Source organism: Thermoflavimicrobium dichotomicum (genome assembly GCF_900114055.1).
GTDB lineage: Bacteria > Bacillota > Bacilli > Thermoactinomycetales > Thermoactinomycetaceae > Thermoflavimicrobium > Thermoflavimicrobium dichotomicum.
Map to the genome: position 1 here is coordinate 65,324 of NZ_FORR01000009.1, position 13,867 is coordinate 79,190.

Below are 13,867 nucleotides of genomic sequence, written 5' to 3' on the forward strand. Positions count from 1 at the left end.
CTTACGAGGAGATGGATACTTTTCCATCTACAAGCGTTGGGTTACTGAAGCTCTTGACCAGTGTGGAAGAAGCCGCCGGTTTTTCCTGTTTTTCTTCCAATTGCTCTTCCAGAGCGAATATCTGCACAAACAAATCAAATGCTTCATCCCGTTTTGATGTAGCGGCCAACTCTTTAATCCGAACAATCGGATCACGTAACAACTGGTTCACGATGCTTTTGGTTTGTTTACGCAAGACCCGCTTTTCCCGTTCGGTCAAGTCAGGTAATTTCCGTTCAATGCGAGCCATTGTCTCTTCCTGTACAGCCAACGCTTTTTCTCGCAGTGCTGTAATGAGCGGCACCACTCCGAGCATTTGCAGCCACTCTTGAAATTCTTTCGTTTCTTCTTCAATCCAGACCGCCACTTTTTTCGCTTCCTGTTCACGCAAGCTTAAATTTGCATCGACGATTCCATGCAAATCATCAATATCATATAAAAACACTTGATCCAGGTCATGCACGGCCGGATCAATGTCCCGTGGTACTGCAATATCAATAAAGAATAACGGAGAACGCCGATTACGTAAAACAGGCTCAACATTTTCTTTGGTTAAAATGGGCTCTTTTGCGCCGGTTGAGCTCACTACAATGTCCGCTTCCTGCAACGAATCGGCCAATTGGTCGAAAGAACGCGCTTCTCCTTTAAAACGGGATGCTATTTCCTGGGCTTTTTCCAATGTGCGATTCAGCACAATCACCCTTGTAGCTCCAGCAGCATGGAAATGTTTGGCTGTCAGTTCGCCCATTTCTCCAGCTCCAATGAGCAAAATGGTTTTATCCTCAAAGGACTCGAACATCTTCTTACCGAGCTCGACAGCAGCATAACTGACAGAAACTGCATTTTGGCCAATCTCGGTTTCCGTATGCACACGTTTCCCAAGCGTAATGGCTTGTTTAAACAGCATATTAAAAATCGTTCCCGTCGTTCCTTCGCCTTGTGCCGTCAAGAAAGCAGTACGAACCTGTCCCAAAATCTGCGTTTCTCCGATCACAAGTGAATCCAGCCCGGAAACGACATGGAACAGATGGTTCACCGCTTGCTGATTTTCCTTTACATATAAATAAGGTTCGAACTCTTCTTTGGGAATCCGGAACCAGCTTTCCAAAAAGGCCTTGGAATAATACTCACCCGTATGAAGTTGGTCACATACCACATACAACTCCATCCGGTTGCACGTACTGACGATGACACACTCCATGATACTTTTCATATCTCTTAGAGTTCTGAGAGCCATCGGCAGTTCGTGAGCAGAAAAAGCAAATCGTTCACGAAGGTCCACTTTTGCTGTTTTATGATTAAGCCCTACGACGAGTATATACATCCTGCTCTCACCTCGATTCCCAGTTCCGGCCATCTTTGACGATTCTGGGACAATCCCTAACTTGTCAGAGTTTATTATAACATAGGAGCTCTTGTTCCACTTGATTAGCTGTGAACAGATTTTGAAGCCAAAAAGACATACCACTATATTAACACAGGTTGTGTCCAGATGATATCTCTCTCATTTGTTTCCTGATTGGAGAGGTAAAGAACGCCTTTGATTCCTACTTGACTCCACGAAACCATCTCTGAACGACTCTGAACGGAATTTTTTGCAAATTTGGTGCAAGTGTCCTGTTTAATATTAAGCTGCACTCTTCTATATAGTCGGTGAATAATATTTTGAATTATTTATTCGCTTGATATAAAATATTTATTCTTTTTTCATTTGCCTTTTAAAAATATTATTTTTATATTTAAATATGGTCGAATGAGTCTGTGAATACGATAACTTTAAAAAAGAATGGGGGAGATTACTTTTGAAAAAATTGCTTGGAATTATTTTAGTCATCATCCTGGCATTGGGAGCTATGTTCATTCCACTACCTTCTTATATAGGATTTGAGCCAGGAGATTTATATGACGGCCGTGACGTGGTGAGTGTAGACGGAGTGAATAAGAAAGAAGAAAAAGGCTTTTATCTGACATCAGTTTATGTAGGTCCAGCTACGGTATTTGATTATTTGCTTGATAAAGTTTCTGTCCAAATTGCTGTTAAACCAGTTGAACAAGTAACAGGAGGTAAAAAGCAAAAGCTCGATGATCAAATGATGCAAGAAATCATGCAGGCACAAGAAGCCGGCTTGGAAAAAACCACTGCTAATACAGCGACTATCGCTGCTTTTCGTCAAGCTAAAAAACCAATAACAGTGAAAGAAGAAGGAATGGAAGTCATAAAACCAACAGGACTCAGTAATCCCATCAAACCAAATGCCAAAAATCCTTTTTTTGTTATCCTTTGAATTGCAAATAATCACTGTTGGGAATATAATATATTTAACGAAATAAACAAATATTATGAACAAAGAGGTGAAATGCTGCTACTTTTGAATAAAAAATCCGTTCACAAATTGTCAGCTACTGCCACAAACAAGTAGCAGGAACAAGCGATGAAAAGGAAAAAAAGTGGGTTTGTTTTTTATTTCATTATTTCCCTTCTCTTCTCACTGATTGCCTGCTCACCATCCTCTAATCAATCCACTTCCAAAATTCGTCTCGTCGAAGTTACCCATTCATTATTTTACACTCCCCAATACATCGCTTTAACCAAAGGATTTTTTAAAGAACAGGGACTGGAAATCGAGCTGATCAACGGCAATGGCGGAGATAAAACCATGACCACGTTGCTGGCCAATCAATCCGATATGATCCTGATGGGGACGGAAGGAGCCATTTATGTCACCGCCCGTGGAGCCAATGAACCTGTCATGGCCTTTGCTCAACTGACACAGACAGACGGTACCTTTCTGTTATCCCGACAACCCCTTGCATCCTTTACCTGGGATCAACTGAAAGGAAAAAAACTGCTCGGTCAACGACGCGGTGGAATGCCGGAAATGGTTAGTGAATATGTCCAGCGCAAAAACGGACTTCGTCCACATCAAGATGTGGAGATCATTCAAAATGTCGAATTTCAGAATCTGGGCACCGCCTTTGCATCAGGCACAGGTGATTTTGTCCAACTGTTTGAACCTGTTGCTTCGAAACTGGAGCAGGAAGGAAAAGGACGTATAGTCGCCTCCTTCGGTAAAGATAGTGGTATTGTCCCCTATACGGTATACATGACCAAAAAAAGTTTTTTGGAGAAAAATCCTGAAACGGTTACACGTTTTGTCCGTGCCCTTTATCAAGCCCAAAAATGGGTCCAATCCCATTCCACCGATGAGATTGTGGACGCAGTTACCCCACACTTCAAAGACATTGACCGTTCCATCCTGACCAGTGTGATCGAACGATATAAAAGCCAAGCATCCTGGGCGCCTGATCCCTTTATCGATGAAAAAGAGTATAATCATCTTTTGGAAATCATGAAGCAAGCGGGAGAGTTACCAAAAGAAGTGCCTTACCAACAAATCGTGGACACCAACATCAGCCAACGTGTGATCCGTGAACAATAGAGGGGTGAGAACATGATCTCCCCATATGCGATTGAAGTGAAGCAATTAACTCACTCTTACTTTACAAAAAAAGCAGAAATGATCGCCATTCGTTCCATAACTTTTTCCGTTTTACCGGGAGAATTTCTGGTTATCGTCGGTCCCAGCGGTTGTGGAAAAAGTACCATTCTTTCCCTAATCGCTGGTATCTTCCCTTATACCAGTGGTGAAATCCTGCTCTTTGGCCAAGAAGTCCGTGGCCCTTCAGATAAAATTGGCTATATGTTGCAAAAAGATGGCCTTCTCGACTGGCGTACCGTAGAAGGCAACATCCATTTGGGATTGGAGATTCAGCGTAAAAACACTTCTGCTGATCTCTCCTATGCAAAAGATTTGCTTCGACAAGTAGGCCTGGCCCAAACCCTTAAATATTATCCTTCGCAATTATCGGGCGGGATGCGTCAACGCGTTGCCCTGGTTCGTACCTTGGCCACCAAGCCGGAAATTTTGCTATTGGATGAACCCTTTTCTGCTTTGGATATCCAGCATAAACTCCATCTCGAAGAGCTTTTGGTCCGATTGCTTACCCAACAGAAAAAAACTGCCATTCTCGTCACCCATGATCTGGAGGAAGCGATTGCGTTAGGAGATCGAATTATGGTCATGGGTGGCCAACCTGGAGAGATACGTCAGATTTTTGATGTCCCTGAAACCTTACGTAACCTTTCACCAATGAAAACACGTGGTCACCCCGATTTTCGTCCCTTATTCGAGAAGCTGTGGCGGGAGGTGGAAAGACCATGAAAAAATGGCTCAAGTCAGCCTGGTTCGAAAAAGGTGCAATCAGCCCCGCTCATGCCCATTATTTACGTAAGTCTCGTCTTACCCAACTATGGGTATGGCTTTTACGTTTCGGCATCCTCATCAGTTTGATCTGGCTATGGGAATGGTCTACGGACAGTGGCATTCTCGATCCCTTCCTCTTTAGCAGTCCAAGCCGAATCTGGCAGCTGACCAGCCAACTCGCCTCATCTGGTGAACTGTTTCACCATATTTGGCTTACCTCATGGGAAACAATTGTGGGTTTTCTTCTCGGAACAGCGACAGGCATCGCTCTGGCTACTTTGATTTGGGCTTCTCCTTTTCTTTCCCAAGTCCTTGATCCTTATCTTGTTGTATTAAACAGCATGCCTAAAGTGGCTTTAGGTCCATTATTTATTGTAACCATGGGAGCAGGGTTCGGTTCCATTCTGGCCATGGCGATAGCTATTACAGTGATCGTTACCACCTTGGTGATTCACAGCAGTTTTCAAGGGGTGGATGCCAGCTACTCCATCCTCGCCCGTTCCTTTGGTGCTTCCCATACCCAAATCTTTCTGAAAATTATTTTTCCAGCCTGCATTCCGGACATGATCGCCACTTTAAAAGTAAATGTGGGCCTGGCATGGGTCGGCGTCATCGTGGGTGAATTTCTTGTTTCCAAAGCCGGTTTGGGTTATTTGATCATCTATGGCTTCCAGGTATTTAATCTGACACTGGTCATGGTCAGTTTATTTATTGTCGCCATCATTTCCACGGTGATGTATCAGTTGATCGCCTGGCTGGAACAACGCCTGCTCCGTTACCGCTTGGTAAGCTGACTCTCCTTTTCCTTCCAAGCTTGTGATAAGATAAATTTGTGGATGTTAAGAAAAAGGAGAGGTTTTTGACGCATGCAAAAAAAAATCATCGGTTTTATCCTTGTTTTAGCAGGCGTCTTACTATTACTTGTCCAAACCGGAAAAGCGGAAATGCGAGACTTTGTCACATGGCGTTTTTTAGGACTTCTGCTATGCGTTTTCCTTCTTTTTTTCTTTTTTATCAAGCAACAGGGGCATCTCGTCTTGCTTTTCGGCGTTGGTTCGGCCATCTTTTTATTTGCTTGGGGGAAAAAATATCTGGATGATTGGCCAACTCACTGGAGTATACTCATTCTGATGTTTGGTCTTTCGGTCATCTTATCGTTTTTCGTTTCCAAACAGCAAATGGCTTTAATCGTTGGGATCGCTTTAACTTTGATCGGGATTTTTGCCTGGCCTGGAATCCGTGAGATCCCTGGCCTTGCTTCGATTGCGGATGTTTTAAATACGTACTGGCCCGCTCTGATTTTGGGTTTAGGCCTGTTATTTTTATTTAAAAAATAAATTACTCTCATGCGAGGAGCGAAAGCATGATTCACATCAAAACCAAAGAAGAAATCGCAAAAATGCATCGTGCTGGAAAACTGCTCGCCGCTTGCCATCGTAAAATAGCGAAGCTCATCCGTCCAGGAATCAGCACAATGGAAATCAATGAATGGGTAGAAGATTATCTCCGCAAGCATGGAGCGATTCCCGAACAAAAAGGGTACATGGGATATCCGTATGCGACCTGTGCCTCGATTAATGATGAGGTATGCCATGGTTTCCCTCGCTCCACCCCACTCAAGGAAGGGGACATTGTCACGATCGATATGGTTGTCAATCTGGATGGTTGGCTCGCTGATTCAGCCTGGTCTTATGCTGTAGGACGCATTTCTGATGAAGCCCGGAAATTACTGTATATCACCAAACAGGCACTCTATCGCGGCATTGAGCAAGCTGTAGCTGGAAATCGGATCGGAGATATCTCACATGCGATTCAAACCTTTGCCGAATCTCATGGACTGTCTGTCGTTCGTCCCTTCATCGGACACGGGATCGGGCGCCATATGCATGAGCTGCCTGAGGTTCCTCACTACGGCCCTCCTCATCAAGGCCCTGTTTTACAAGAAGGTATGGTGATCACAATCGAGCCGATGCTCAATCTCGGAAAACACCATGTCAAGATAGAAGCAGATGGTTGGACAGCAAAAACAGTGGACGGCAGTTTGTCCGCACAATATGAGCATACCATCGCCATTACGGCAAATGGACCATTGATTTTGACAGATCAAGAAGGCTAAATAAAAAACTGAGGGGTAAGCAAGTTAGTTACCCCTCGGTTTTTTATTTGATAAATCATGCAGGTGGCCCATGTGTACACCAAAAAAGCCCCGGATTACCCAAGGCTCTTTTCTGGTGAACGGATTTTACTCTACCTCAAACTTGGTCAGCAGTCGGCTTTTCTCATCATATCGATCAATCGCCAGATCAATCAGCCTGGAAACGAGCTCTGAATAATCGATACCCGAGTACTCCCACAGCTTTGCGTACATACTATAGGGAGTAAAACCAGGCATGGTATTGATTTCGTTAATCAAAATATCCTCATTGTCTTTTCGCACAAAAAAGTCAACACGAGCAAGCCCTGCACAATCAATCGACTGATAGGCCTTGATCGCCATAGCCCGGATCTGAAGCGCAACGTCTTCAGGCAGGTCAGCCGGGATCTGCATGACCGATTTTCCATCAATATACTTGGCCTTATAATCATAAAAATCATTGGAAGAAATAATTTCGCCTGGAACAGACGCTTCAGGGAAGTCATTTCCGAGAACAGCCACTTCCACTTCACGCGCAGGCACATATTCTTCGACAATCACTTTCCGATCATAGCGAAAAGCCGTGTTTAAAGCAGCAACCAATTCCTGTTGATTCATCGCTTTGGAGATTCCCACACTGGAACCTAAATTAGCCGGCTTCACAAAGCAGGGATATCCCAGTTCATTTTCAATCTGACGGATCACATACTCATAATTCGCTTCATATTGAGTTCGTAAATAATAGACATACTTACACTGTGGCAGCCCTGCCTGCTCAAAAATTTTCTTGGAAATCACCTTATCCATTCCAACAGCCGAAGCCAGTACACCAGATCCGACATATGGAACATTCGCAATTTCAAGAAGGCCCTGCATCGTGCCATCTTCTCCATATGTACCATGTAACACTGGGAAGACTACATCAATTTCTCCTGCCCGAAAAGATGGTAACGTTTGCTTTTCATCTGCTGAAATGGTTACAGCAGGCAACTGATTCTGGATTTCGGCCAATTTCTCTTCTGCCAAATAACTGGCCAGTAACGGTAAAGAAGAATCGCCAATTTTCCATTCTCCCTCTTTGGTAATCCCAATGGGTAATACTTCATATTTATTCGGATCCATTGATCTGATCACGGAAGCAGCTGAAGAAAGCGATACTTCATGTTCCCCGGATTTCCCTCCAAATAGCACTGCGACACGAATTTTTCTATCCATCCTCTCCCAACCCCTTTGACATCGTTTATATAGGTTATTTTATTCTGCCTGACTTATTTCCAACTTTGCTTCAATGACACGCCACAGCTCTTCTTTTCCCTGTCTGGTTTCAGCTGAAAACAGAATCAGCGGATCTTCCGGCTGGAGCTCTAATGTTTCTTTTACAATTTTTAAATGTTTTTGCCATTTGCCCCGTGCGATCTTGTCTGCTTTTGTTGCTACAACAATGACAGGGAGTTGATGATATTTTAAAAACTGATACATGGTTTGATCATCCGCGGTGGGAGGATGACGCAAATCAACCACTTGAATAACCGCTTTCAATGTTTTTCTTTCCGTAAAATAAGTTTCCATCATTTTGCCCCAAGCTTCACGCACACTTTTAGAAACACGGGCAAATCCGTATCCTGGAACATCAGCAAAATAGAACTGGTCATTGATCCGATAAAAGTTGATCGTCTGCGTTTTTCCAGGTTTCGAACTCGTTCGGGCCAAGTTTTTTCTTTCAATCAAACAGTTAATTAACGAAGATTTACCCACGTTTGAACGTCCAGCCAGAGCGATTTCTGGCAGGACGTCCTTTGGATATTGAGCTGGTTTGACAGCACTTACTTCAAACGTCGCTTGAGTTACTTTCATATGGATTCCTCACCAATGCAAGTTGTAATACTTCATCTAAATGACTGACTGCAGTAAAAGTCATATCCTTCCGTACGCTTTTGGGGATTTCTTCCAAGTCTTTTTCATTGTCTTTCGGGAAGAGCACATGCGTAATTCCTGCACGATGAGCACTTAACGATTTCTCTTTCAGCCCGCCAATCGGCAGTACACGACCCCGAAGAGTAATCTCACCAGTCATCGCTACATGGCGAGATACGGGAATACCTGTTAATGCAGACACAAGTGCGGTTGCCATTGTGATCCCTGCAGATGGGCCGTCTTTTGGAATCGCACCCTCTGGTACATGAATATGAATATCATTTTTCTCATGAAATTCCGGGTCAATATTCAGTTCTTTGGCTCGTGAGCGAATATAACTGAACGCAGCTTGCGCAGATTCTTTCATCACATCGCCCAATTTACCGGTAAGAGTCAACTTTCCTTTTCCAGGCAAAATGGCAACCTCAATGGATAAAGTATCTCCACCTGCTTCGGTCCATGCCAGTCCGGTTGCTACCCCCACTTGATCCGTCTCTTCAGCACGTCCATAGCGGAATTTCTCCGGTCCCATATACTTCGGTAAATTGCGTGTGGAAATAACCACTTTCTTCTTCTTTCCAGCAACAATCTGCTTTGCCGCTTTACGACAAAGGGTACCAATCGTACGTTCCAAGTTTCGAACCCCTGCTTCGCGGGTATAATTACGAATTAGTTTAAGGAGTGCATCTGAATGCACTTGCATATTCTCAGGTGTGAGACCGTGTTCTTTCAGCTGTTTGGGCAGTAGATAGTCTTTGGCAATCCGTTCTTTTTCCAGCTCGGTATAACCTGAAATATAAAGGACTTCCATCCGATCCAAAAGTGGACGAGGAATATTATGTACCGCATTGGCGGTCGTAATAAACATCACCTTCGACAAGTCAAACGGAATTTCAATATAGTGATCACTAAATGTTGAATTTTGGTTAGGATCCAGTACTTCAAGCAAAGCCGATGCAGGATCGCCACGGAAATCCATCGACATTTTGTCAATCTCATCCAACAGGAACACGGGATTGGATGTGCCGGCTGTTTTCATTCCTTGAATGATCCGTCCAGGCATAGCTCCTACATAGGTTCGACGGTGACCCCGGATTTCAGCTTCATCACGGACGCCACCCAATGAAATGCGAACAAATTTCCGATTCAGCGCTCGCGCAATAGACCGTGCCAAAGAGGTTTTTCCAACTCCAGGAGGGCCTACCAGGCATAATATCGGCCCTTTCAATCGCTTGACCATTTTTTGCACAGCCAAATATTCCAGAATACGTTCTTTGGCTTTTTCCATTCCATAATGATCTTCATCCAGCACTTTTTCCGCTTTTTCCAGGCTTAGATCATCTTCTGTCTGTTTTTGCCAGGGCAACTCCAACAACCATTCGATATACGTGCGGATTACACCGCCTTCCGCCGAGGTCGTCGGAATTTTTTCCAGGCGGTCGATTTCTTTTTCGACTTTCTCTTTGACTTCTGGAGGAGCTTGCAGTTTCGCCAATTGCTCACGCAGCTCTTCCACTTCTCCAGCTCGTCCTTCTTTTTCGCCCAGCTCTCGTTGGATCGCTTTCATTTGTTCGCGCAAATAATATTCTTTCTGTGTTTTTTCCATTTGCTTTTTTACGCGCGAAGTAATTTTTCTTTCCAATTCCAATACTTCTTTTTCATTATTAATAATACTCAAGAGCTTTTCCAAACGTAGTTGAATATCAGCGATCTCCAAAATGCTTTGCTTATCTGCCACTTTTAAAGGGAGATGTGATGTAATCACGTCTGCCAGACGACCCGGTTCTTCAATATCCGCTACCACTGAATAAGTTTCCGGAGAAATTTTTTTGGACAGACGCAAGTACTGCTCAAAGTGATCCAATACCGAGCGTACCAGTGCTTCTGTATTTAAATCGTTCCTCTCAATATCACGAAGTTCCACTACACGAACCTGATAATATTCCTCTGTATCTATGAATGAAAGGATCCGGGCCCTTTTTAAGCCTTCAACCAATACGCGAATGGTTCCATTGGGAAGCTTGAGCATTTGCCGAACCTTCGCAATGGTTCCCACTGAGTAAATATCATCACTCGACGGTTCCTCTACTTGTGCATCTTTTTGCGAAGCAAGAAAGATGAGATGGTCATCAACCATTGAATTTTCCAAAGCTTGAATCGATTTCTCACGACCTACATCCAGATGTAATACCATATGAGGGAATACGATTTCACCACGTAATGGTAACAAAGGAAGTGTATGTTCCTCTTCTTTGACAGCCATACCTGCACCTCCAATGCTGTTGTTCAAAGGAACCTGAACCAGCTTTGTACGATTTTATCTTATTCATTTTCTTTTGTCTATGACAAAGAAAAGTCGGATACCCCTTGAGTCCTCTATGTAGGGCCCGACTTATGAAAATCTTGCCACCCTATCCCTATTATACTTTATTGAAATAAAATTTCATGTTATCTCATAAATCTTATTGAACACTATAGCACAAAAAAACTTGTCATTCATCAGACATTAAGTCAATACAGGTGTAGCGGTTGGCAAGATCAATTCTTCTTCCTCTTCCTGAGACTCAAGCAAAGCCATGCGAAGTACCTGTTCCATTCTTTCCACTGGAATGACTTCGATGCCTTCGATTTGATCAAACATCGCTTGCATATTTTCTTGTGGAATAAGGACTCGTGTAGCTCCAGCCTGTTTCGCCGCTTCAATTTTCGCTACAATTCCACCTACAGGTTTGACATGACCATGAATGCTAAGCTCACCTGTCATCGCCAGCTTATGATCAACCGGAATTCCTTTAATCGCTGAGTAGATGGCCGTAGCCATGGTAATTCCTGCTGATGGACCATCAATCGGAATTCCGCCCGGAAAATTGATGTGCAAGTGATACTGGTCGGGATTTACATCTGTTTTTCGCAGATAAGTAATCACATTTTCAACCGAGCTGTAAGCCATGCTTTTTCGTCGCAAAGTGCGAGACTGCCCACCCATTTCTTCCTGTTCAACCACACCGGTAATCTGAACACTTCCTTTTCCATCCTTGGCTGGTGTTGCCGTTACTTCCACTTCCAGAACCATCCCCAGGTTTGGGCCATACACGGCCAGACCAGATGCCAGACCGATTTGGGCAGATGCGGGCATTTTATGATCCAAACGCGGAGAAAGTTTGCTACTATGTACCACCCACTCCACGTCAGCCCGTTCGATTCGCTGGCGACCTTCCGTCATTGCCAGGCTCATGGCTGTTTGCACCAGATTGACTGCATCTCGACCGTTGGTCGCATATTTTTTCACCACAGAAATGGCATCTGGATCATAACCAAAACGTACACGCTCACAGGCTTGAATCGCAATTTGTTCAATCTCATGAGAAAATAACGGACGAAAAAATATCTCCATACAGCGTGAACGTATGGCAGGTGGGATTTCTTCAGGTGTTCGAGTGGTTGCACCGATCAGCCGAAAATCAGCGGGTAGCCCATTTTGGAAAATATCATGAATATGACCAGGAGTATTGCGGTCTTCAGAACTATAATAAGCACTTTCCAAAAAAACTTTGCGATCTTCCAGTACCTTTAATAGTTTATTCATTTGGATCGGGTGTAACTCACCAATTTCATCAATAAACAAAATACCGCCATGCGCTTTGGTTACAGCTCCAGGTTTTGGCTGCGGAATACCAGCAGCTCCCATGGCTCCTGCTCCCTGATAAATCGGATCATGTACAGAGCCAATCAGTGGATCAGCAATACCTCGTTCATCAAAACGGGCCGTTGTGGCATCCATCTCAATAAATTTGGAGTCCTTATTAAAAGGAGAGCATGCGCTTTTCTTGGCCTCTTCCAAAATGACCCGTGCCGCAGCAGTTTTCCCAACCCCCGGCGGCCCGTAAATAATGACATGCTGAGGGTTTGGACCACATAAAGCAGCTCGTAAAGCCCGAATCCCTTCTTGTTGACCCACGATATCTTCCAATTTGCTCGGTCTTGTTTTTTCTGCAAGCGGCTCGGTCAAAGAGATTTGCCGCATCTTGTTTAACTTCTCCAATTCTTTACGTGACTCTTTATCTACCGCCACCCGGCTGGTATGTTGATTACGAAACAAGTACCAAAAGTAAAGGCCAATCACAATGCTAAAGCCAATTTGCATCAGCATGAGCAATACTGTCCAATTCACCATGATGCATTCCCTTCCTTGTTTCTCCAGTCAATTCTTCCTACCTGTCTGTAGTATGACCTCTTCAAGAAAGGGATAATCACAGACTCATGCTTTACCAAGACTTACCCTCTACGCTTCATATACATATAGAACGCCCAATGCAGCATAGGAATCAGCGGATAGTCCCATTCACCCATAAATTCACATGCTTCACCATTAAAGCCAACCTTGAAGCGAAGCAGATCATAATAAGGATCTTTCTCATTGAGTGTCGTACTGATTCCACGAAAGTCAAAAGTATGATCTCCCAACACATAAGCATCTTGAATCATTTTCCAACGCAATAAATAACTTGCCGCTGGATCTGATTTCATATATTTTGCACTGTATAAATCCCAAGTATGTCCATCCACATGAATGGCGAGTGCTGCACTCAGGAGTTGTCCACCCTGTTTGGCCAGATATAGACGTAGCCGTTGTGGGTCTTCCGTGGTTAAAGTTTCATACATCTTCTCAAAATAAGAAATGTCACGAACTTGGCTTCCTTCCAGCTTGGCTGTTTCCACTAACAGTTGATAAAAATCAGGAATATCCTGTTCGTTTCCAAGAGTAACTTCGACGCCTTCCCACTCTGCCTGATTGATTTTTTTCTGCCAATGGGGATGAAATTCCGCAAAAATTTGATCAATCGTTTTCCCTTGTAAATTCAAACGGAAGACAAATTGCGGTTGTACGGTATCAAAACTGTCCTCACCCACATTTTGTTTCCAACCGATTTTCCCCAATTCTTGCTGGATTTTCTCCACTTCATTGAAAATCTTGTCAGGGCGAATATCGGTTATTTTCTTATCTTGTAAGCCATGCGATTCAAAATCTTTGACACTTTCCATAATGGTTTCAGAGTACCACTTTCTTCGGACTAATGGCGGATCCATTTTGACACTAAATACATTCAATTGCTTAAAATGCTCAAATAAAGGAGCAAACCACTGTTCTAATGGAATGTCAGAAAACCAGTCAATCATCGGACCACGTGGTATGTATGCAAGAAACTTGTTTAATCCAGGGACTTTTCTATATAAAACTAGGGCACAACCTACCATTTGATTATCCTGAGTAAACCAGCCCAATAACTCACTGGACCATTGCCACTCCGTTTTTAAATCTGCCCATGATGGATATTGCAAAAAGTTCCTGAACGGTTGATCCTCAATAAAGTTAAGATAACGTTTCCGGTTTACCAACGCTACCTTTAACACCTATTCCACCCACTTTCTAGATTCATCTCAAACCCTCATGAATTATGTACTCGACGTATCCAGTATGTTATGCTATGACTTTTGCATCAACGATGTTTGGCCG

The 13,867-nt window shown here is 43.6% G+C and carries 12 protein-coding genes; 6 read left to right on the forward strand and 6 right to left on the reverse strand.

The window, feature by feature from the left end; all coding sequences use genetic code 11:
- Position 1 precedes the first annotated feature (1 nt).
- On the reverse strand, positions 2–1,363 hold the full coding sequence (hemA, locus tag BMZ78_RS10470; RefSeq protein WP_093230162.1) for a glutamyl-tRNA reductase: 1,362 nt from the start codon (positions 1,361–1,363) through the stop codon (positions 2–4).
- Between the two features lie 478 nt (positions 1,364–1,841).
- Between hemA and BMZ78_RS10475 the strand changes: the two genes are divergently transcribed.
- The 6 genes from BMZ78_RS10475 to map all read left to right on the forward strand — a co-directional run bounded on the left by BMZ78_RS10475 (position 1,842) and on the right by map (position 6,420).
- Positions 1,842–2,324: a hypothetical protein gene (locus BMZ78_RS10475; protein ID WP_093230164.1), complete on the forward strand. Its 483-nt coding sequence runs from the start codon at positions 1,842–1,844 to the stop codon at positions 2,322–2,324.
- Positions 2,325–2,471: 147 nt separating this feature from the next.
- The gene (locus tag BMZ78_RS10480; RefSeq protein WP_093230165.1) at positions 2,472–3,479 is read left to right on the forward strand and encodes an ABC transporter substrate-binding protein; all 1,008 of its coding nucleotides are present in this window, start codon (positions 2,472–2,474) and stop codon (positions 3,477–3,479) included.
- A gap of 12 nt (positions 3,480–3,491) precedes the next feature.
- Positions 3,492–4,262: an ABC transporter ATP-binding protein gene (locus BMZ78_RS10485; RefSeq protein ID WP_093230167.1), complete on the forward strand. Its 771-nt coding sequence runs from the start codon at positions 3,492–3,494 to the stop codon at positions 4,260–4,262.
- Complete coding sequence (locus BMZ78_RS10490) at positions 4,259–5,098, forward strand: ABC transporter permease (RefSeq protein ID WP_093230169.1); 840 nt, start codon at positions 4,259–4,261, stop codon at positions 5,096–5,098. Before BMZ78_RS10485 ends, BMZ78_RS10490 begins: the two co-directional genes overlap by 4 nt.
- A 72-nt stretch (positions 5,099–5,170) precedes the next feature.
- A complete protein-coding gene (locus BMZ78_RS10495) occupies positions 5,171–5,641 on the forward strand; it encodes a hypothetical protein (RefSeq protein ID WP_093230170.1) in 471 nt (156 codons plus the stop codon).
- Between the two features lie 26 nt (positions 5,642–5,667).
- Positions 5,668–6,420 carry a type I methionyl aminopeptidase gene (map, locus tag BMZ78_RS10500; RefSeq protein ID WP_093230172.1) on the forward strand — a complete coding sequence of 251 codons (753 nt, stop codon included), beginning with the start codon at positions 5,668–5,670 and terminating at the stop codon, positions 6,418–6,420.
- Positions 6,421–6,546: 126 nt separating this feature from the next.
- Here the strand turns inward: map and BMZ78_RS10505 are convergent, their stop codons facing one another.
- The 5 genes from BMZ78_RS10505 to BMZ78_RS10525 all read right to left on the reverse strand — a co-directional run bounded on the left by BMZ78_RS10505 (position 6,547) and on the right by BMZ78_RS10525 (position 13,764).
- On the reverse strand, positions 6,547–7,653 hold the full coding sequence (locus BMZ78_RS10505) for a D-alanine--D-alanine ligase (protein ID WP_093230173.1): 1,107 nt from the start codon (positions 7,651–7,653) through the stop codon (positions 6,547–6,549).
- 39 nt (positions 7,654–7,692) lie between these two features.
- A complete protein-coding gene (gene yihA / locus BMZ78_RS10510; RefSeq protein WP_093230175.1) occupies positions 7,693–8,292 on the reverse strand; it encodes a ribosome biogenesis GTP-binding protein YihA/YsxC in 600 nt (199 codons plus the stop codon).
- Positions 8,267–10,615 carry an endopeptidase La gene (gene lon / locus BMZ78_RS10515; RefSeq protein WP_093230176.1) on the reverse strand — a complete coding sequence of 783 codons (2,349 nt, stop codon included), beginning with the start codon at positions 10,613–10,615 and terminating at the stop codon, positions 8,267–8,269. Before lon ends, yihA begins: the two co-directional genes overlap by 26 nt.
- A 243-nt stretch (positions 10,616–10,858) precedes the next feature.
- Complete coding sequence (gene lonB, locus BMZ78_RS10520; protein ID WP_175482415.1) at positions 10,859–12,523, reverse strand: ATP-dependent protease LonB; 1,665 nt, start codon at positions 12,521–12,523, stop codon at positions 10,859–10,861.
- 104 nt (positions 12,524–12,627) lie between these two features.
- Positions 12,628–13,764 carry a lipid II:glycine glycyltransferase FemX gene (locus BMZ78_RS10525; RefSeq protein WP_093230179.1) on the reverse strand — a complete coding sequence of 379 codons (1,137 nt, stop codon included), beginning with the start codon at positions 13,762–13,764 and terminating at the stop codon, positions 12,628–12,630.
- Between the last annotated feature and the right edge of the window lie 103 nt (positions 13,765–13,867).

Coding starts and splice junctions, on each gene's coding strand:
- BMZ78_RS10485 (WP_093230167.1), top strand. CDS start 3,492: ATGATCTCCCCATATGCGATTGAAGTGAAGCAATTAACTCACTCTTAC.
- lon (WP_093230176.1), bottom strand. CDS start 10,615: ATGGCTGTCAAAGAAGAGGAACATACACTTCCTTTGTTACCATTACGT.
- yihA (WP_093230175.1), bottom strand. CDS start 8,292: ATGAAAGTAACTCAAGCGACGTTTGAAGTAAGTGCTGTCAAACCAGCT.
- map (WP_093230172.1), top strand. CDS start 5,668: ATGATTCACATCAAAACCAAAGAAGAAATCGCAAAAATGCATCGTGCT.
- BMZ78_RS10495 (WP_093230170.1), top strand. CDS start 5,171: ATGCAAAAAAAAATCATCGGTTTTATCCTTGTTTTAGCAGGCGTCTTA.
- hemA (WP_093230162.1), bottom strand. CDS start 1,363: ATGTATATACTCGTCGTAGGGCTTAATCATAAAACAGCAAAAGTGGAC.
- BMZ78_RS10480 (WP_093230165.1), top strand. CDS start 2,472: ATGAAAAGGAAAAAAAGTGGGTTTGTTTTTTATTTCATTATTTCCCTT.
- BMZ78_RS10490 (WP_093230169.1), top strand. CDS start 4,259: ATGAAAAAATGGCTCAAGTCAGCCTGGTTCGAAAAAGGTGCAATCAGC.
- BMZ78_RS10505 (WP_093230173.1), bottom strand. CDS start 7,653: ATGGATAGAAAAATTCGTGTCGCAGTGCTATTTGGAGGGAAATCCGGG.